The sequence below is a fragment of the Paenibacillus sp. FSL H7-0756 genome (genome assembly GCF_038006765.1).
GTDB lineage: Bacteria > Bacillota > Bacilli > Paenibacillales > Paenibacillaceae > Paenibacillus_AQ.
The window spans coordinates 2,027,884-2,047,246 of sequence record NZ_JBBOVT010000002.1 but is presented as its reverse complement, the minus strand read 5'-3'; the positions used below and the strand labels follow the sequence as shown (position 1 = coordinate 2,047,246).

General features: G+C 52.5%; 19 protein-coding genes. 8 read left to right on the top strand and 11 right to left on the bottom strand.

Features of this window, described 5'->3' with window-relative positions:
* Nucleotides 1–52 precede the first annotated feature (52 nt).
* From NST04_RS25510 to NST04_RS25500, 3 genes are read left to right on the top strand one after another with little or no spacing between them, the layout of a single operon-like run.
* Nucleotides 53–2,005 carry an ABC-F family ATP-binding cassette domain-containing protein gene (locus NST04_RS25510; protein ID WP_341186709.1) on the top strand — a complete coding sequence of 651 codons (1,953 nt, stop codon included), beginning with the start codon at nt 53–55 and terminating at the stop codon, nt 2,003–2,005.
* Nucleotides 2,006–2,063: 58 nt separating this feature from the next.
* A complete protein-coding gene (locus NST04_RS25505; protein WP_341186708.1) occupies nt 2,064–2,186 on the top strand; it encodes a hypothetical protein in 123 nt (40 codons plus the stop codon).
* Between the two features lie 28 nt (nt 2,187–2,214).
* On the top strand, nt 2,215–2,703 hold the full coding sequence (locus NST04_RS25500; protein WP_341186707.1) for a tetratricopeptide repeat protein: 489 nt from the start codon (nt 2,215–2,217) through the stop codon (nt 2,701–2,703).
* Nucleotides 2,704–3,174: 471 nt separating this feature from the next.
* On the opposite strand, the gene NST04_RS25495 is transcribed toward NST04_RS25500, so the two are convergent.
* The 6 genes from NST04_RS25495 to NST04_RS25470 form a co-directional block, all read right to left on the bottom strand.
* Complete coding sequence (locus NST04_RS25495; RefSeq protein ID WP_341186706.1) at nt 3,175–3,978, bottom strand: hypothetical protein; 804 nt, start codon at nt 3,976–3,978, stop codon at nt 3,175–3,177.
* Nucleotides 3,962–5,005 carry a M42 family metallopeptidase gene (locus NST04_RS25490; protein WP_341186705.1) on the bottom strand — a complete coding sequence of 348 codons (1,044 nt, stop codon included), beginning with the start codon at nt 5,003–5,005 and terminating at the stop codon, nt 3,962–3,964. Before NST04_RS25490 ends, NST04_RS25495 begins: the two co-directional genes overlap by 17 nt.
* Before the next feature lie 27 nt (nt 5,006–5,032).
* A complete protein-coding gene (locus NST04_RS25485) occupies nt 5,033–5,356 on the bottom strand; it encodes a LapA family protein (RefSeq protein WP_051494120.1) in 324 nt (107 codons plus the stop codon).
* Between the two features lie 84 nt (nt 5,357–5,440).
* Nucleotides 5,441–7,231, bottom strand: a complete 1,791-nt coding sequence (pepF, locus tag NST04_RS25480) for an oligoendopeptidase F (protein ID WP_341186704.1) — start codon at nt 7,229–7,231, stop codon at nt 5,441–5,443.
* Between the two features lie 212 nt (nt 7,232–7,443).
* Complete coding sequence (locus NST04_RS25475) at nt 7,444–7,614, bottom strand: hypothetical protein (protein WP_341186703.1); 171 nt, start codon at nt 7,612–7,614, stop codon at nt 7,444–7,446.
* A 6-nt stretch (nt 7,615–7,620) separates the two neighbouring features.
* Nucleotides 7,621–7,854 carry a hypothetical protein gene (locus NST04_RS25470; protein ID WP_036702226.1) on the bottom strand — a complete coding sequence of 78 codons (234 nt, stop codon included), beginning with the start codon at nt 7,852–7,854 and terminating at the stop codon, nt 7,621–7,623.
* A gap of 172 nt (nt 7,855–8,026) precedes the next feature.
* Between NST04_RS25470 and NST04_RS25465 the strand changes: the two genes are divergently transcribed.
* Complete coding sequence (locus NST04_RS25465) at nt 8,027–8,224, top strand: cold shock domain-containing protein (protein ID WP_036725228.1); 198 nt, start codon at nt 8,027–8,029, stop codon at nt 8,222–8,224.
* A 293-nt stretch (nt 8,225–8,517) separates the two neighbouring features.
* Here the strand turns inward: NST04_RS25465 and NST04_RS25460 are convergent, their stop codons facing one another.
* On the bottom strand, nt 8,518–9,762 hold the full coding sequence (locus NST04_RS25460; RefSeq protein ID WP_341186702.1) for an MFS transporter: 1,245 nt from the start codon (nt 9,760–9,762) through the stop codon (nt 8,518–8,520).
* Between the two features lie 193 nt (nt 9,763–9,955).
* Here NST04_RS25460 and NST04_RS25455 point away from each other — a divergent pair, with 193 nt between their 5' ends.
* The 4 genes from NST04_RS25455 (at nt 9,956) to NST04_RS25440 (ending at nt 14,988) form a co-directional block, all read left to right on the top strand.
* Complete coding sequence (locus tag NST04_RS25455) at nt 9,956–11,038, top strand: tetraprenyl-beta-curcumene synthase family protein (RefSeq protein ID WP_341186701.1); 1,083 nt, start codon at nt 9,956–9,958, stop codon at nt 11,036–11,038.
* A 64-nt stretch (nt 11,039–11,102) separates the two neighbouring features.
* On the top strand, nt 11,103–12,074 hold the full coding sequence (gene pfkA / locus NST04_RS25450; protein ID WP_036702222.1) for a 6-phosphofructokinase: 972 nt from the start codon (nt 11,103–11,105) through the stop codon (nt 12,072–12,074).
* A 150-nt stretch (nt 12,075–12,224) separates the two neighbouring features.
* Nucleotides 12,225–14,711 carry a CoA-disulfide reductase gene (locus NST04_RS25445; RefSeq protein ID WP_341186700.1) on the top strand — a complete coding sequence of 829 codons (2,487 nt, stop codon included), beginning with the start codon at nt 12,225–12,227 and terminating at the stop codon, nt 14,709–14,711.
* Between the two features lie 16 nt (nt 14,712–14,727).
* On the top strand, nt 14,728–14,988 hold the full coding sequence (locus NST04_RS25440) for a metal-sensitive transcriptional regulator (protein WP_341186699.1): 261 nt from the start codon (nt 14,728–14,730) through the stop codon (nt 14,986–14,988).
* Nucleotides 14,989–15,081: 93 nt separating this feature from the next.
* On the opposite strand, the gene NST04_RS25435 is transcribed toward NST04_RS25440, so the two are convergent.
* From NST04_RS25435 to NST04_RS25420, 4 genes are all read right to left on the bottom strand, one after another.
* Nucleotides 15,082–16,437: an MATE family efflux transporter gene (locus NST04_RS25435; protein WP_341186698.1), complete on the bottom strand. Its 1,356-nt coding sequence runs from the start codon at nt 16,435–16,437 to the stop codon at nt 15,082–15,084.
* Nucleotides 16,438–16,555: 118 nt separating this feature from the next.
* Nucleotides 16,556–17,782 (bottom strand): putative glycoside hydrolase, encoded by a 1,227-nt coding sequence (locus tag NST04_RS25430; RefSeq protein ID WP_341186697.1) that lies wholly within the window; start codon nt 17,780–17,782, stop codon nt 16,556–16,558.
* 241 nt (nt 17,783–18,023) lie between these two features.
* Entirely contained in the window at nt 18,024–18,212 is a 189-nt protein-coding gene (locus NST04_RS25425; protein ID WP_171718441.1) for a hypothetical protein, read from the bottom strand.
* A 175-nt stretch (nt 18,213–18,387) separates the two neighbouring features.
* Nucleotides 18,388–19,215 (bottom strand): YitT family protein, encoded by an 828-nt coding sequence (locus tag NST04_RS25420; protein ID WP_341186696.1) that lies wholly within the window; start codon nt 19,213–19,215, stop codon nt 18,388–18,390.
* Nucleotides 19,216–19,363 lie beyond the last annotated feature (148 nt).

Below are 19,363 nucleotides of genomic sequence, written 5' to 3'. Positions count from 1 at the left end.
GGGAGTACAGCTAAGTTCCGGTTTCAAAATATAAGGCAAGCGAGGACAACTGATGAATATTATGACAGTGGAACACCTCTCCAAGAGCTACGGGGAGAAAACCCTGTTCCGTGATGCCTCCTTCGGCATGGACGACAGGGATAAGATAGGCGTAATTGGCGTCAACGGCACGGGAAAATCAACCTTTTTGAAGATTATCGCCGGGCTTGATACAGCAGATGAAGGGCAGATTAGTATCGGCAATGATGTGCGGGTGCAGTTTCTGGCCCAGAATCCGCCTTACGAGCCTGGAAATACAGTCCTGCAGCAGGTATTTGCCGGAGAGGACCCGGAGCTTGCGACCATGCGGGAATATATGGAGGTTATGTCTCTTCTGGAGCAGAATCCGGGAGATTCAGGGCTGGAGAGCAGGCTTGTCCGGATTGGGCAGGCCATCGACGCCGCCGGCACCTGGCAGCTGGAGAGTGAGGCCAAGACTGTCCTCACGAAGCTGGGGATTACCCGGTTCGATGCCCGGATGGAGAGCCTCTCCGGTGGACAGCGCAAGCGCGTAGCGCTGGCAGCGGCACTGATTACACCGTCGGAGCTGCTGATTCTGGATGAGCCTACCAACCATATTGACACGGATTCCGTAGCCTGGCTGGAGCAGTATCTGCAGAAGCGGCGCGGGGCGCTCCTGATGGTAACGCATGACCGTTATTTCCTGGAACGCGTAGCCAGTGTAATGCTTGAGCTGGACGGCGGGAATCTGTACCGGTATGAAGCGAACTATTCGCGGTTCCTGGAGCTGAAGGCAGACCGTGAAGAACGGGAGGCTTCGGCCGAGCAGAAGCGCAAGAATCTGCTGCGCACCGAGCTGGCCTGGATTCGCCGCGGGGCTAAGGCCCGTTCCACGAAGCAGAAGGCGCGGATCGACCGCTTCGAGAAGCTCAAGGAGAGCACGGGAGGCGCATCGGCGTCATCTATGGATATCTCTGTGGCCTCCACAAGACTGGGCCGCAAAATCATTGAGATTCAGGATCTCACCAAATCGCTGGACGGCCGAACCTTAATCAAGGATCTGAATTATATTGCTGTGCCGCAGGACCGCGTGGGGATTGTCGGCAAGAACGGCAGCGGTAAATCTACGCTGCTTAACCTGATTGCCGGTAAGCTTACACCGGACAGCGGCGAGGTACAGCTCGGTACGACCGTGAAGCTGGGTTATTTCACCCAGGAGCATCAGGACATGGATCTCAGCCTGCGGGCGATCGAGTATGTGAAGGAAGAAGCAGAGATCATCAAGACCGCAGACGGCAGTGTCATCACCGCCGGGCAAATGCTGGAGCGCTTCCTGTTCCCGCCCGCGATGCAGTGGACGCCAATCTCCAAGCTGTCCGGAGGCGAGAAAAGACGACTGTATCTGCTGCGTGTCCTCATGGGAGCGCCGAACGTGCTGCTGCTCGATGAGCCGACGAATGATCTGGATATCGGCACACTCGCTGTACTGGAGGATTACCTCGATGAATTCCCCGGCGTAGTCTTCACCGTATCGCATGACCGCTACTTCCTGGATCGTACCGTGGATAAGCTGATTGCCTTCGAGGATGGGGGCATCCGCCTGCATGTCGGGGACTATAGCGAATATGAAGAGTGGCTGGCGAAGAATGTCCCGTCCGGCAGCGGGAACTCCGGCAAGGCAGAAGGCGGCTCCGGCCGCAGCGCCAGCGGGGCTAATTCTGCGGCTGCTGAGCAGGGCGGGAATGCACAGGCCGGGTCAGCGCCGCGCGAGAAGCTGAAATTCACCTTCAAGGAGCAGCGCGAGTACGAGGGTATCGACGAGGCCATTGAACAGGCGGAGCAGCATCTGACAGACATCTCGGCACAGATGGAAGCGGCCTTTGCCGACTCCGGCAGACTCCAGGAGCTGGTGGAGAAGCAGCGTCAGGCCGAGGCAGAGCTGGAGCGCCTGATGGAGCGCTGGACCTATCTCAATGAGCTGGCGGAGAAGATTGCCGGTAAGTAACCGTGCAGAAGGAGGGACAGTGCTGTAACCCATCCGATGGAGCGCTGGACATATCTTAATGAGCTGGCGGAGAAAATTGCCGGTAAGTAACCGTGCAGAAGGAGGGGGCAGTGCTGTAACCCATCCGATGGAGCGCTGGACCTATCTTAATGAGCTGAGGGAGAAGATGGCGGGTAAGTAACAACGTGTAGAAGGAGGGAACGGTTACTGTGACTCATACAATAGAAGCTGCTGTACAGCTCCGTTCCTCTGGCCGGGCTGAACAAGCAAGAACCATGCTGCTAGAGCTATTGTCAGCAGACGATAGCAACGCCGAGCTGCTTTATCAGCTGGCATGGACGCATGATGTGCTGGGCTTGGAGCGCGAGGCGGTATCCTATTACGAGCAGAGTCTTGCCCTGGGGCTTCCAGATGCGGAGCAGAAGGCAGGCGCGATGCTGGGCCTGGGCAGCACGTACCGGACGCTGGGGCAGTATACAGAGTCCCGTGCGCTGCTGGAGCAGGGTGCGCTTGAATTCCCGCAGCGTGCTGAGTTCAAGGCTTTTCTGGCCATGACGCTGCATAATCTCGGTGCTCACACCGAAGCCATGGAGCTGCTGCTTACGATGCTTGCGGATACATCCGCTGATCCCGGTATCCAGGATTACCGCAAGGCTATTAAGTACTATGCGGACAAGCTGGAGCAGGTATGGCCTTAACCGGGTAATCCTGGAAGGAAGAAGGAGCTGGGCGGAGAAAATCGCGGGTAAGTAACACCACGCAGAATCAGCTGCAAAGTCAGAGGGTTATGCAGAAATCCTGCCCAAAATGCAATTTCTCACTCGTCATCGCAGCCCTAATCCGCTATTGTTGTACAAAAAGCAGCATTACCCGATTCCAGAGCGGATTGGCAGGATAATTGTTGTATTTCATGCAGGAATCTACTCTAATGTGCAAGTGTTCGGACGGCAGGGTTGCAATAATTGCAACATTTCGGCCTGGTCAAGTAATTTTTGACTCATTTTATCACCATGATCAACTAAAAAGGCAGCACCAGTTATCTAAACGAGCTGGTGCTGCCTTTTTGGTACTCTGTATCTCGCTGTTATGAGAATAAGTGAGTGACTGTCCCCGTCCAACTTCAGCGATTCACTCCAGCGGCTACTGCTGTAGAGCATGACCCGCCATGGCTATTTGCCGCCCGCCACGGCAATCATCTGCACGACTGGCCGTGAATCGCCGGTCAGTACCGCCTCGTCTGCATTCATCTGCGATGAGCCGTCTCCGTCGAGGAAGATCCCTTCCCGCCCCTCGCCCGGGACGGTCACCTGCACGGCGGCGCGGAATTCCGCCGCCGTGCAGAGCGAATTCGTGACGAGCAGCCAGAGCTTCCCCGACTGGTCATAGACCAGCCCGGAGCGCAGGCGCCGCTCACCCTCATAGGGCAAATGCTCTGCGTTCGCAGCCGCCTCCCACAGCTCTTCATGCTGCAGGTTCATGCTGATCCCGCCCTGCGCCCAGTAATTGCTGCGGTCGCTCACGGCCAGGTCGCCGCCAGAGGCGGCAACCTGTACGCTGAGCACTCCCGCAGCACCGTCCCAGACCAGCGTTCCACGCGCATACTTCGCGTTGAACCAGCCAGAACCGTAGCTGCGGGCTTCGCTGTTCACGGGCTGGTCGTTCATGATGGCGATGGACAACAGGTCATCGCCGTAAAAGAAGCCGCCATTGATCCCATAGGCGGCAATCTGACGCAGCGGCAAGCCTGCGCGCCGTAGTATTACATCCTCCGGGTTCAGCGACAGCATATGCAGCTGAACCCCGCCTGGACCTTCGGCTTCCCGATAGGTATAGTTATGCGGGAGGCCAGAGAAGACCTCCCGCTTGCTTGTACCTGTAAGCGGGAACACAGCAAAGAGGAGCGCGCTTACCATCAGCAGCGCTCCTATAGCCAGAATCCTTAACTGCGACGCCCTATCAATTCGCCCCAACATAAGCCGCCAGCAGCTTAGCCGTATTAAGCACAGCTTGCTTGTGGGTACGTTCCATGGAGTGGGAGGCGTGTACGCCCGGTCCGATCAGTGCGGCCCGGATGTTGTTCCCGCCGCGCAGGGCAGCAGAGGCGTCGGAGCCGTATTGCGGATAGATATCGACCGCGAATGGAATCGCCAGACCGTTCGCCAGCTCGATCATGCGGCTGGTCATGGCGTAATCATACGGGCCGGAGGAGTCCTTGGCACAGATGGAGACATCCGTCTCCTTGCAGCTGAGGTCATCGCCCATCGCGCCCATGTCCACAGCGATCATCTCATTGATCTCACCCGGAATCCAGGCAGCGCCGTGACCAACTTCTTCATAGTTGGAGATGAGCAGGGACAGGTTGTGCAGCGGCTTCCAGCCTTCGCGCCGGATGCTCTCCAGCAGTCCGAATAAGGCAGCAACGCTGGCTTTGTCGTCCAGATGACGGGATTTGATATATCCGCTGGGGGTAAGCACTGCCCTTGCATCGAACGAAATATAGTCACCGACCGAAATCCCCAGCTTCAGCACATCATCCTTGGTGGAGACCAGCTCATCAATCCGGATCTCCATATTCTCTTCCGAACGCTTGAAATCACGGGCATCGGCATACACATGCACAGAAGGATGACTGGTCAGGATCGTACCGGTATAAGTTAATCCGCTGCGGGTATGGATGATACAATATTCATTCTCAATGCTGTTCATGCTGAATCCGCCTACAGAGGTTAAGCGGAGGGTACCGTTTGACTTAATGGAGCGGACCATGGCACCGAGTGTATCCACATGGGCACTGATGCCGATCGTACGCGAAGGATCGAGTCCGGGTACGCCCAGCATCGCGCCGCCTTTTTCATTCCAGGTAAGCGGAATACCCAGCGCTGCCGCTTCTTCGGCCACCAGAGCCATAACCTGGGTGGTGAAGCCGCTGGGGCTTGGGGTGTCGAGCAGTTTTTTGAGCAGATTCAGGATATATTCTTCATTGGGCTGGATGTTAAGCAAGGATAGTTCCTCCTATTCGTCTATGAATTACAGCTGGGATGATCCTTCTGGAGTAAAAGGGGCACTCTCAGCAGGGATAGGCTCCATATTAATACTTCCCGCGTCACGCAGCTTGGCAAGCTCGGCATTCAGGCTCTTGATCTGCTTCTGCAGCTTATACTGGCGGAAAATCCCGTACGAACCCACCACCACACCGCCAATCAGCGCACAGCCAAGGATGACGAGAATTAGCGGGATGCTGACCACGTCAAAGCCGAAATTCACCGGAACCGTATCGACATTCATTACTGCGAATACAGCTGTCAGCAGTGCAAAAAATAAACCTAATATAAGTGACCATTGAAATTTCATATATTTTCCTCCTCAGGATCAATGACAATACAAATCCCCTGCCCGCAGAGGGCAAGGGATTACTGTAATACTAAGCTTTCTGCCTCATTTGGTCAACTGCTCCATCTGCTCAATGACGCTCTCAAATACGCTCATGGCTTCACGGATCGGTTCAGGAGACGACATATCCACCCCGGCCTTGCTCAGAATGTTAATGGAATAATCGCTGCCGCCGCTCTTCAGGAAGCCGAGGTAACGGTCAACCGCCGGTTTTCCTTCCTCTAGGATCTGCTTGGCGAAGCTCGTCGCCGCCGAGAAGCCGGTAGCATATTTATAGACATAGAAGCTGTTATAGAAATGCGGAATCCGTGCCCACTCCATCTCAATATCCTGATCGATCACCATATCCTTGCCGTAATACTTGACATTCAGATCATAGTAGATGGAAGAGAGATCCTGCGGTGTGAGCGATTCGCCTTCTTCGGCGCGCTGGTGAATGATTTTCTCGAATTCAGCGAACATCGTCTGCCGGAATACGGTAGTGCGGAACTGGTCGGCATAATAGGTAAGCAGGTACATTTTTTCCTTCGGGTCTGTGGATTTGTTCAGCAGGTAATCCATCAGCAGCGCCTCATTGGTAGTAGAAGCAACCTCCGCCAGGAAAATAGTGTACTGCGCGTCCCGGTATTTCAGCGCCGTGTCCGAATAGTAGGAATGCAGGGCGTGACCCATTTCATGCGCCAGTGTGAACATGCTGTTCAGATTATCGTTATGGTTCAGCAGCACGAAAGGATGGGTGCCGTAAGCCCCCCAGCTGTATGCGCCGGAGCGTTTGTTCTCGTTTTCGTAGACATCGATCCAGCCTTTGTCATAGCCTTCCTGCAGAACACTCAGGTAGTCCTCGCCAAGCGGCTTCAGGCCTTCCTTGGTAATCTTCTTAGCCTCGTCAAAAGTAATATCCAGCTTATATTCGTCCACGAGCGGAGCGAACAAGTCATACATATGTAGCTCATCTACCCCGAGCAGCTTCTGGCGCAGCTTCATATAACGGTGCATCAGCGGCAGACTCTCGTGAATCGTATCGATCAGATTCGTGTAGACTTCCTTCGGAATATTGTCGCCGTAGAGCGACATTTCCAGCACGGAAGGGTATTTGCGCACACGGGAGTAAAAGACATTCTTATTCACATTCGCGCTCAGCGTGGCGGCAATCGTGTTCTTTTGCTTGCTGTAAGTTTCGTAGACCGCTTTGAAGGCGTTCTTGCGGACCTCACGGTCCGGGCTTTCGAGGAATTGAATATAGCTTCCGTGCGTCAGCTCGACTTCCTTGCCTTCTTCGTTCTTAATCTTCGGGAACTTCAGATCCGCATTATTCAGCATGCTGAATACAGTCTGCGGGGCCTGGGCGATCGTGCTGACCTGAGCCAGCAGGGCCTCTTCCGCTTTGGACAGGACATGGGCCTTCTCACGTTTCATCTCAGTCAAGGTGAAGGTGTAGTCGGAGAGCGAAGGGTCGGCGATGAACTGGTCCAGCGTTGCGTCAGGCAGGGCCAGAATCTCAGGTGTGACAAAAGAAAGAGCTTCACCCGCTTCAACGCCAAGCTTCTTGGCCTTAGAGGAGAGAGCCTGGTACTTCGGAGCCGCTGTATCCTCATCCTGGCGCATATGCGCATAGACATAGAGACGTTCAGTCAGCAGGGACAGCTTGTCGTCCAGCTCAAAGCATTTCTTCAGGGCATCGGGAGAATCCAGCTTCCCTTGGAAGGAGGCAGCGCTTGTAATGAGCGCCTTCACTTCCTTATATTCGGCATCCCACTGCTCCTCTGAAGCAAACATATCTTCAAGCTTCCAGCGGTTCTCGGCGGGCACTTCACTTCTCTTAGGTAATTGTTCCATAGAAATCCTCCTCGGTAGATGGGATGCGGCTGGGCTGCTCACCGCCTGCGGGAGCGCTGAGGACAGAGTTCCTTGCAGCAGGCTGAGCGCAAGCAGGAGCGGGAGAGATTTGGCGGTAACGGACATGACGGCAGCCTCCTGATTCTCAAAGTCTGCTTAGTATGCCCTGCCAATTCATGTTTATTAAATCATAAGTGTGCTTACAGATGAAGTTATGTGAGCAGGCTATAAATAATGAAGACAAAAGCCAGCGCAATCATAATCACTGCGGTCAATGCCATCCCGCGGTTCATGCGCGGGGGCATTTTGTCCTTGCTCATAATCAGTACGGCACCCAGACACAGGACTACTATTACATAGATGACCAGACTCTCGTTATCCATGCCCGACTACACCTGTTTGAAGGCGGCGATGATATTCTTGTACTCTTCTTCATTATCCTTGTAGGATTCTTTATTGAAGCGGTTGTTCACCCACTGCATCATAGCCGGACGGCTCATGAAGGTATGCGTTTCTTCCCCCCATTGGTCGGAGATTTCACGAAGGATAATATAGCGTCCCTGAACCTCCACCGTCATCATGTTCCATTTGTCTGTTTTGTATATTTCATGTTTTTTGATCATTATCATTACCACCCTGGCGATTTTTGGCTTTTGGGTCAATGATAACGCACCGGAGAAGAGAAAAGCAAATTAAATCATGAAATCAGGGAAAAGATGGATTGCTTTACAAGTATAGAAAGAGTATAATGTAAGCATACGCCATATATGGCGGTATTTTTAGGAGGTTGTTCATTTGAAAGGTACAGTAAAATGGTTTAACGCAGAAAAAGGTTATGGTTTCCTTCAAGTTGAAGGCGGCGAAGATGTATTCGTTCACTTCTCAGCAATTCAAGGCGACGGATTCAAGACTTTGGACGAAGGCCAAGCGGTAGAGTTCGATGTTACTGACGGTAACCGTGGTCCACAGGCAGCGAACGTAGTTAAATTATAAAATACGGCCAAGGCAGAGCTTCTGTCAGCCGCAATATATATATTTGATCTAGCACGCACTGGCATAAGTAGCATCAGGCAGCTTGAGCAGCACAGTTCCTTCGGGGGCTGTGTTTTTTTATTATATTAGGAAACTATAGTTTCCTGCAGCTGAGGTGTGAGTAAATTGCTTTAAACCGAATACAATCTGCTGGTACAGCGGCACACGGCCTGAATGTATGCGAAAAACAGCATACATTGTGCTCGCGCGAAGGTAATCTTATCCGTTTTTTTAGATCTCCCGCCCGTAATCACTCAGAGCGGGGTCCTACTTTTGTTTCTTAGCGGGCGGTCTGCGCCGCCCCCGAGGTCCATCAGATGCTTGGACAGGAAGCCGATGAAGGCCAGAACCGAGAAGCCGGCAGCGACCAGATAGAATACAATCCGGCCCGCATCCTGGTAGATCAGCCCTCCGAAGGTGCCGCTGAGCAGACCTGCGCCGCTGGACCATACGACGGTGAAGAGGGCCATTCCGGTTGCCCGCAGATGATCAGGGATGATCCGTGTGATGTAGCGGACGGCGGTTACATAATAGATGCCGAACGAAATACTGTGCATGGCTTGAATCGCAACCACGGTACCCGGCTCCTGCGCCAGCGACATAAACAGAAAGCGCAGCGTGAACATCAGGCTGGCAAAAGCGAGCAGCGGCAGCTCCTTGAACTTGTCGCCATATCTGCTGAGCAGGAAGAAGATTGGGATCTCACTGAGCGCAGAAGCCAGCAGTGCCCAGCCCACGATTTCATCCCCTGCATTCATGCCCTTGAGGCTGATCGTCAGAAAGGCCTCGTTCATCCGGTAGCCGATGGCAAGCAGGAAGACAGAGCCGAAGAACCACAGCACTTCCTTTTGCAGCAGAATCTCCCGGAGTCCGGAGCCCTTCAGCGGTTTGTCCGTAGATTCCTTGTCTACAGAGAGCGGTGCCGCTTCGGTTCGCTTCACATCCTTCAGCCCAATCGTAATCAGCAGCGCGGTTACGACAATGACAATACAAATCGCTACGCTGTACTGAGGTCCCAGCGTTCTGAGTACATAGCCGATTGTAAGGGCGAAGAAGGAGTATCCGAGTGAGCCGAATACACGGATGGCGATGAAATTCCGACCGTGGCGCTGGGCTATTTTGATAGCCATCGTATCTGCCAGCGGAAAGACAGGGTAATAGAAGAAATAGAAAAAGGACAAAATAAGCATGACACTAGAAAAATCGTTGGCTCTGGCCAGAATAATGGCGGTAATCAGCTGGCCTCCAAGCAGGAGGGCCATAATCTTACGGACGGTACCCAGCCGGTCACTCATCATACTCCAGAACAGGTTAGAGAGAATTGAGATTAACGGGCCTACAGAGTAGAGCAGACCCATTTGCGGACTGCTGAAGCCCAGGTGGGCATAAAATAACGGGAAATAAGAAACAACCAGCACACTGGTGCCGTACAGCGTAAACATAAAGGATCGCAGCCAGTTTTGATCACTGTATTGGCCGCCGCTCCGCCTCGCATTCATGATTGTGCACTCCTTCGGGATATAGAAAAGTATAGTATAGCATAAAGCGGAGAAGCCGGGGGTTCCGTAAAATATCGATTTTCTGAATCTTTCAAGAGTTTGCGAAAGTGATTTTGTTGTTTGTACAAATCCGCTCTGCATATTATAATAATCATGATTTGGATAAGGAGACAACAATGTGGAGGCACTGTCATTGAATGAATTTGAGCAAGGCCGTAACCGTAGTCCGCGCGGTCCTATTGGACTCATGAAGAGGGTCTATAAGTACGTGCTGCCGGAAGTGCGATCATGTCTCGATTTCTGGCGCAAGGATGCAGAAGGAATTCCCGATCCCGAGCTCCGCAAGCAAGCGCTTGCCAGCATTGAAACGAAGCAGTTTCATTGCGAAGGCGGCGGAATCTATGCCGCCGGCAATTTGTCGATGAGACATATACTGATTCCGCTAATTGTTGCCTATCAGACGATCAGTGATTATTTGGACAACCTGTGTGACCGCAGTACTTCGCTTGACCCGGCTGATTTCCGGCTGCTGCATAAGTCTATGCTGGATGCGGTTACCCCCGGCGCAGAGCCTGTGAACTATTACGCGCTGCGCACGGAACAGAATGACGGCGGATACCTGCACAGACTGGTCCGCAAATGCCAGGAGATGACCTCCCGGCTACCCGGATACGGTGCTGCTGCTGAAGAGGTCTATAATCTGGCCGTATTGTATACCGATCTTCAGGTCTATAAGCACATTCACCCGGAGCTTAGAGAAGCTGCCCTCAAGGAATGGTGGGAGAAGGAGGGGCACCGGGCGCCTCATCTCCAGTGGAATGAATTTGCGGCCGCAACCGGTTCAACCCTAGGCGTATTTATGCTTTTTCTGGCATCCTGTGATCCTAAGCTAAGTACAGTGGCATCCTCATCCATTCGTGCTGCTTATTTTCCGAATGTGTGCGGTCTGCATATCATGCTGGATTATCTGATTGACCAGGATGAAGACCGGGCCGGCGGTGATCTCAATTTCTGCAATTATTATGAGAATACGGATATGATGCTGAACCGGATCGCTTCCATTGTGGAGTGGGCCCGCAAGGATGTCCGTAGTCTTCCCGAGAACTCCATGCACCGTATGATCATCGAAGGACTGCTGGCCCTCTATTTATCCGATCCCAAGGTTAGTGAGCAGCGGGAGGTCCGCTCGGTATCCCGTAGGCTGATGAAGAATAGTCCGCTGACCAGGCTCTTCTTCTTCGTCAACAGCCGCTGGATACGCAAACACATGTATTAGATGCTGCTGTGTTTTCTTCAGGTAAGGGGAGAGACCGGCACAAATTTAAGGAGGAACTAACAGAATGTCAAACGTAAAAAAAATCGCAGTATTAACCAGCGGTGGAGACTCCCAAGGGATGAACGCCGCAGTGCGTGCGGTTGTCCGCAGCGCGATCTACTTCGGAATTGAGGTATTCGGCATTCAGCGTGGATATCAGGGCCTGCTGAACCGCGACATTTTCCCGATGGATCTGCGCAGTGTCGGAGATATCATCCAGCGCGGAGGAACCGTTCTGCAGTCTGCACGCTGTCTGGAGTTCATGAAGCCGGAAGGCCAGCAGAAGGGTGCTGACATTCTGAATGAGCTCGGCATCGACGGTCTGGTTGTTATCGGCGGAGACGGTTCTTATCATGGCGCCAACAAGCTCAGCAAGCTGGGAATCAAGACGATGGCTCTTCCGGGAACCATAGATAATGATATCTCTTTCACGGATTACACAATTGGATTCGATACGGCCGTAGGCGTGGTCGTGGATGCGATCAATAAACTGCGCGACACTATGTCTTCCCATGAACGTTCATCCATTGTGGAGGTTATGGGCCGTCACTGCGGGGACATCGCTCTGCATGCGGGTCTTGCTTCCGGGGCGGAGACGATTCTGGTGCCGGAAATGCCTTATGATCTGAATGAGGTAGCGGACCGGATGAAGGATAACTTCGCACGCGGCAAACGTCACAGTATTGTCATTGTAGCTGAAGGCGTCGGCAAAGGTGAGGATGTGGCTCAGGCGCTCAAAGACCGCCATGCTTCCCTGGATGCCCGTGTTACGGTTCTGGGACATATTCAGCGGGGGGGTACTCCAACTCCGGGAGACCGTAACCTTGCCAGCCGTCTGGCTGATTTCGCGGTCCGCAAGCTGATCGAAGGCGAATCAGACAAGGCATGCGGGATTATTAAAGGGGAACTGGTTCTTACTGATATCGACAAGGTAGTGAACACGAAGAAAGATTTCAATATCGAGCTGTATGAATTGGCTTCCCGTCTATCCCAGTAACAACTACAAGAATTCATCCAATCTCCAATCCTTAGCGGAGCAGTCATCCTTCCATTACCGGAAGAGTCTGCTCCGTTTTTTGGCTTGACTATATACCCCTACCCGTATATTATAATACCCATAGGGGTATACAAATAGGAGGGGAACAATATGAGCAGAACTATAGTCATTATCGGCGGAGTTGCCGGAGGGGCATCCGCTGCAGCACGATTAAGAAGATTGAACGAAGAAGATAACATTATAATTATAGAGCGGGGAGAGCATGTTTCTTTTGCCAACTGCGGCTTGCCTTATTATATTGGGGAGACTATTGATTCAAGAGATAAGCTGTTCCTGCAGACACCGGCTGGTATACAGGCGCGCTTTAATATCGATGTGAGAATCTTCACCGAGGCAACGGCGATTGACCGTGAACGCAAGCAGGTACATTGCCGCAATGTTACGACAGGTGAAACGCTGCACATTCCGTATGATATTGTAGTGCTCTCTCCAGGCGCGAAGCCTATCGTTCCGCCGTTTCCCGGAATCGCTGAGGCGGATAACCTGTTTACACTAAGGAATATTCCGGATACAGACCGTATCAAGGCATATGTGGACAACCGTCACCCCCGGCATGCCACTGTAATTGGAGCAGGTTTTATCGGCCTTGAAATGGCTGAGAATCTCCGGGAGCGGGGACTTGACGTAACCGTAATTGACCGGGGGAAGCAGATTCTGAACCCGCTTGACCTGGAGATGGTTCGTCCGCTGGAGGAGCATATGCGTCTGCATGGGGTAGAGCTGCGGCTGAATGAGGGCGTAGAGGCTTTTGAACAACAAGGCCGTCTGGTTCGTCTCTCCTCAGGCGGGGAGCTCAGCACGGATATGGTTATTCTGGCGATCGGGGTCAGTCCTGAGAATGACCTGGCACGAAGCTGCGGGCTTGAGCTGGGCATCCGCGGGGCGGTTAAGGTGAATGCTTCGCTGCAGACAAGTGATCCGGCTATCTATGCTGTTGGAGATGTCATTGAAGTGAAGGACCGTGTTCAGGGGTTCGATACCATGGTGTCCCTTGCCTGGGGTGCGAACCGTCAGGGGCGTCTGGCCGCTGATCATATCAATGGCCGGAAAGCCTCGTATACAGGAGCATTAGGTACTGCGATTATCAAGCTCTTCGATATGACAGCTGCGCTGACCGGAAACAATGAGAAGACGCTTCGTTCACTGGGCGTTCCCTTTGAAGCTGTGCATATCCATCCGAATTCCCACGCCGGCTACTACCCCGGTGCTGCACCGATAGCGCTCAAGCTGCTGTTCAACCCGCAGACAGGTGAGATTTATGGAGCGCAAGCAGCCGGAAGTGCCGGTGTCGACAAAAGAATAGATGTCATTGCCACCGCTATCCGCAGCAAGCTTAAGGCTGATAAGCTGGCGGATCTGGAGCTGGCCTATGCGCCGCCGTATTCCTCGGCCAAAGATCCGGTCAATATGGCGGGCTATGTGGCCTCCAATCTGATGGAGGGACTCGTCCGTAATCTGCAATGGCATGAAGTGGACGAATTCGCCCGCAATGGCGGTTTTATTATTGATGTCCGAGATGAAGCAGAGCGGTTAGCCGGTTATATCCCGGGTTCCATCAATATTCCTCTGGCTGAGCTGAGAGAGCGGCTTACAGCGATTCCGGGGGATAAGGAGATCGCTGTATCCTGTCAGGTAGGGCTGCGCGGCTACATTGCTGCCCGGATGTTAACCCAATACGGATATGCAGTACGAAACGTTGACGGAGGCTACAAAACATACGCAGCAATGGCAAGAGGGAATAGCACTGGAGATTCCGGGAAGTCAGGGGCACTGGTTTTGAAAAAAGATGCCCCGTCTCCCGCCAGTATCGTTCATATCCAGGAACAGCTTAGCAGTAAGCCTCAGCTCTTACTGGATGCTTGCGGATTACAGTGCCCCGGCCCTATACTCAAAGTATATGAGACAATAAATTCTATGGAGGAAGGACAGCGGGTAGAGATCACTGCAACGGATTTCGGGTTTGCCGCTGACATCAGGCAGTGGTGCAGCAAGACGGGGAATACGCTGGAAGCTGTGGATGTATCCGGAGGCAAGGTTCAGGCACTGGTGCGCAAGGGACAAGACCCGGCAGACAGAACCGGGGGAGCGGCGGAACAGGCAGCAGTCTCAGAAGGGACAACAATGATTGTATTCAGCGGAGATCTGGACAAAACGATCGCTTCCTTCATTATTGCAACAGGCGCTGCAGCGATGGGCAAGCAGGTCACCATGTTCTTTACCTTCTGGGGGCTTAATGTTCTGCGCCGGGGGCAGTCACCGCAGGTGAAGAAGAATACACTCGACCGGATATTTGGCCTGATGATGCCGAAGGGAACGCGGAAGCTTCCTTTATCCAGAATGAACATGGGCGGGCTTGGCGCCAAAATGATCCGTTATACGATGCGCCGCAAGAATGTGGAGTCCCTGGAGAATCTGATGCAGGGCGCTCTGAATGCGGGAGTTAAGTTGATGGCCTGCACAATGAGTATGGATATCATGGGCATCAAGCAGGAGGAATTAATTGAAGGTGTAGACTTCGGCGGTGTTGCCAGCTATCTCGGAGCTGCCGAGGACTCAGGCGTGAACCTATTCATCTAGAGGGGGCTGATTGAGAGTGGAATATGATAAAGCTATTACCAACCGTTTGAAACGTATTGAAGGTCAGGTAAGAGGCGTGTTAGGGATGCTGGAGGAAGGCAAGGACTGCCGTGAGATTGTGACTCAGCTGACTGCGATCCGAACAGCGGTAGACCGCTCTATCGGTGCAGTGATCGGAGATAACCTGGAACATTGTATCCAGGAAGAGCTGACGAAGGGGAATTCCCCTGAGCAAGTGATTAAGGAAGCGGTGGATCTGCTGGTAAAAAGCCGGTGATGAAAAACAGCCACAGACGAAGGGGAGCTCCCGAATGTCTGTGGCTGTTTTTGGTTCTGCATCGAAGCTATAGCTGCACTTTGTGGCGTTAATTCACGCCTTCTCCGGGGCGAATCTGCGCTGCACCCTGACGAGCCGGGCCAGGAGCAGAATTGCGCCGATTCCAAGTCCCGTAATGAGGCCAATCCAGTAGCCGTAGGCCCCAAGCTCAGTATAGGTGGCGAGCAGGTATCCGACAGGCAGGCCGATCACCCAATAGGCAATGAAGCAGATGACGAACGCAGGATTAACATCCTTATATCCGCGCAGCACACCTTGTGTCGGGGTTGCGATAGCATCGGAGATCTGGAAGAAGATTGCGTAGATCAGGAAATGCTGGATCAGCGAGATCACCTCATGGTCATCCGAATACAGCCCGGCCACATGATTCCCGGCGAAGAGCAGCACCAGTGCTGTGAGCAGGGAGAGAACAGCCGCCGTACCAATGCCCATAATGCCATACTGGCGTGCGTCCTTCAGCCGGCCGGAGCCGCTCTCGAAGCCGACGAGAATCGTCAGACTCATGCAGATGCTCAGCGGAATCATATAGAGGGTGGAAGCGAAGTTAATGGCCGCCTGATGGGCAGCGATTGTAATGGTATCGAAGCGGCTCATCAGCAGGGTTACAGCCGAGAACACCGCCGTCTCGAAAAAGATCGAAAAGCCGATAGGCACACCAATCTTCAGCAGCTCCTTGAGGCTTACCAGGGACATCGCGTGAAATTTACGGAAAATCTGCAGGCTCCGGAAAGGCTCGGCCTGGTAGACGAAGATTAGGGCAATCAGGAAGATGACCCAATACGTGATCGCAGAGGCAACGCCTGCGCCCACTCCGCCAAGGCGGGGGAAGCCGAAGTTGCCGAAGATCAGCAGATAGTTAAGCCCCACATTGACCGGCAAGGCAATCAGGGTGATGAACATGGAGACGCGGGTCTGGCCCAGGGCATCAATACAGCTGCGGACAACGGTATAGCCAAACAGCGGGATAACGCCGAAGGAGATGGCACCGAGGAAGCGGAAGGCAATATCGCGTACCGCAGGCTCCAGATTCATGAAATTCAGGATCGGTGTGAGAGCGAGGCTGCCAAGAATCAGCACGAGCACCGATACGATCAGGGAGAGCCAAATGCCCTGCATCACCTGGTTGGCCACCTCCTTGTCACGCTTGCTGCCGAGGAGATGAGACACAATGGGTGTGATCCCCATAAGAATACCGCTGAGGCCAGTCTGGATCGGAATCCACAGGCTTGTGCCGATGGCTACGCCGGCCAGATCATTCGTGCCGAATTTGCCGGACATATTGGTGTCGAAGAAGGTAATGGCCGACAATGCAATCTGAGTAATCAGAATCGGAAGCAATATATGCAGGAATTGCCCGGCCTTTTGCTTAATGGAAGAAGTCTGTTTCATAATCATCAATGCCCCGTTATCTTTATTTTGAATACTTATATTCCCAGTAAAAAGCCCGGCAGCTGCCGGGCTCTGGATATCGTGCGGCTATGGATACATCCGGATAATTGCAGAAAGCTTATTGGTCGTACTTCACATCGGCGGTATAGCGGTTATTGGCATTCCAGAGCAGGAATTCGTCGATATTCTGATCCTTCAAGGCACGGATCTGATCTTCAACCTGCTTCTTGCCGTATTTGACATAATGCCCGCTGCCCAGCCAGCTGGCGGTGAAATCCTGAATCCATGGGCGGATCACCGGTTTGTAGCTGCCTAGCGGATTCAGCTTCTTGTGCGTATCAACCATTGAGCCCTTAATGGTAGCATAAGGGTCTTTGTCCGGGTCCTTCACATCGAACCAGCCGGTGGAATAATGGCTCGGATAGACCATCGGGCTGATAACATCGACATTCTTGGAGATCTTCACGAAATCCTGGCCGATGCCTTCTGCGGCAGGTACCGAGGCGGCATAACCGAAGATATCTACAGAGATCCGAACTCCCAGCGGTGCCAGCTCAGCTTTGGCATACTTGACAAAGTCGGCGATGATTTCGACGCGCGGTCTGTCGCTCTTCGTGTATTTCAGAGTGTCCGCACGCTTCTCGAAGCCTTCAGGGAAGCGTACATAGTCAAACTGGATTTCCTTGAACCCGAGCTTAACGGCCTCCTTGGCAATATCTACGTTATACTTCCACACATTTTCATTATAAGGATTGACGAAGCTGTCTCCGCCTTTGTTGGCCCAGACAGAGCCGTCTTTGTTGACGAAGGATAATTCCTTGTTCTTCTTGGCGAGCACAGAATCCTTGAATACTACAATCCGCGCAATCGGGTAGACATTATGCTCCTTCAGGCGGGTCATCAGCTTGTTGATATCACCTATGAACGGCTGGGGATGTCCCATTTGCTGAAGCTCAGCATTGTCCGTCTTGTAGGTGATGTATCCGGCATCATCCTTAATGTCGATGACCATGGAGTTGAGCTCAGTCTTGTCCAGCAGGGCAAGCAGGGTCTCCATCCGTGCGCCTCCGGCGCTGTAGGCAGTCACGTATATCCCTTTAACCTTGGGAGCATCCGGCTGCGGATCAGCAATACGAGCTGTCTCCGGCGATGCGCTTGGTGAAGGTGCAGGAGAGGCAGTGCCGCCTCCGTTCGGTGATGCTGCGTCCGGATTCGTTGTGTTTTCTGCGACGATGGGGGGATTCATGGCGCCCTGCAGTACTGCTGCCACATCGGCTTCATGTCCTTGATTAGGGACACCCACGCCTCCCAGTGCCATCATCAGTAAAGCCCAGGTGATATTCATTTCTTATTCGCTCCCTTTATGTACATTCCTTATAAAGTATAAGGTAACGGATGCACCCAAAAAGAACAGACTTGTAACAATACCCGTAATTTTTTGATGTCATCTTTCCGCTCTTGTTGTTTATAAACGGGATGTACAGATTTTGAACCGCTGAATATAAAAGTAAATGCCGCCCCGGACTGGCACGAAGGCCAACGACCAGGGCGGCAACTATTACAACTTGCTCTTTAGGGCAGCTTGCTCAATGAAGATACGCAGAATTCTGATGCTCGCAAATGCTGTAATGGATGATATCCATGGCATCTGCCGGTTCCAGAATACTCAGACCGTCACGCAGTACGATTACAGAATTGAGTTCGTCCTGCTTCAGGAACGGTATCATATCCGGATACCACCTCATGACGATTGCTGACAGTTTTACCGTTTCCATTTCCACAAAAATCACCCTTTCCTTTTTCGAATCGAACTGAATCAGAATTCAGGGTCCACCCGGAAAAACGAAGTGCCTGGAAAAAAGAGGGTAAATCACAATCTTCATGAAATTGTTAAGGTCCTGCGTAGCTATAATATAACATAATTTGAACGGATAAGCATTTTCTTATAAATTACCGTTTACGGAAAGAGCCCATCACACCGACAGTCTCGACAATATTAACAAAAGCCTGCGGGTCACTTGTTTTGATAATGCGTTTCAGCTCTGCAAGCTCATACCGAGTAGTCACTGTCATTAGCATGTCCCGTTCTACATGAGAATAAGCACCTTCTGTCTTAAATTTTGTAACTCCGCGCTGAAGGCCCAGCAATTGCTGCAGCAGCTCGTCAGTCCGGTTGGTGATGATGTACACGGTAACTTTGATGTGGCTGATATGAATCAAGTCGACCACCTTACCGGTGACGTAAATGGACACCATAGATGCCAGCGCCAGATTCCAGTTGTCGTCAAAATAAGCCGCCGCAAGAATGACGAGACCGTTGAGGCCGACCAGCACACTGCCTACAGGGAAGTCCCGGTACCGTGTTATAATGGAACCCAGAATATCGAAGCCGCCCGAAGAGCCTCCTACGCGGAAGGATATACCGGCCCCCACACCTACAAGCACCCCTCCGAATACAGAAGCGAGCAGCATATCCGAGGATACCTGAACGACAGGCACGACTGTCATCAACCAGGTTGTTGCCCCTACAGAGACAATGCTCAGAATGATAAATCTCCGGCCCAGCTGGAACCATCCGGCAGCAAGCAGCGGGATGTTGAAGAGTAAATACAGTAAGCTGATGTTAAAAGGAGTGAAATAACCGGCCAGCATGGCAAGGCCGGATACGCCTCCGCTGAGCAGTCTGTGGGGGATCAGGAACAGATTAAAGCCGCTTGCGATCATCGCTGACCCGAAGAGAACGGCAAGAAAGCTCCCGAATAGTCTTAATTTAACCAAGCAAATTCACCTCTGAGTGTAGTGTGAGTGTCATGTAAGTAATGAAAGTAAGGAATACACTGGTATTCCTGATTGGGTTTGTGATATAATGTATAGGATATTCTTGAGTAGGACGTTACAATGGTATTTTTGCATTGCTTAGAATGCG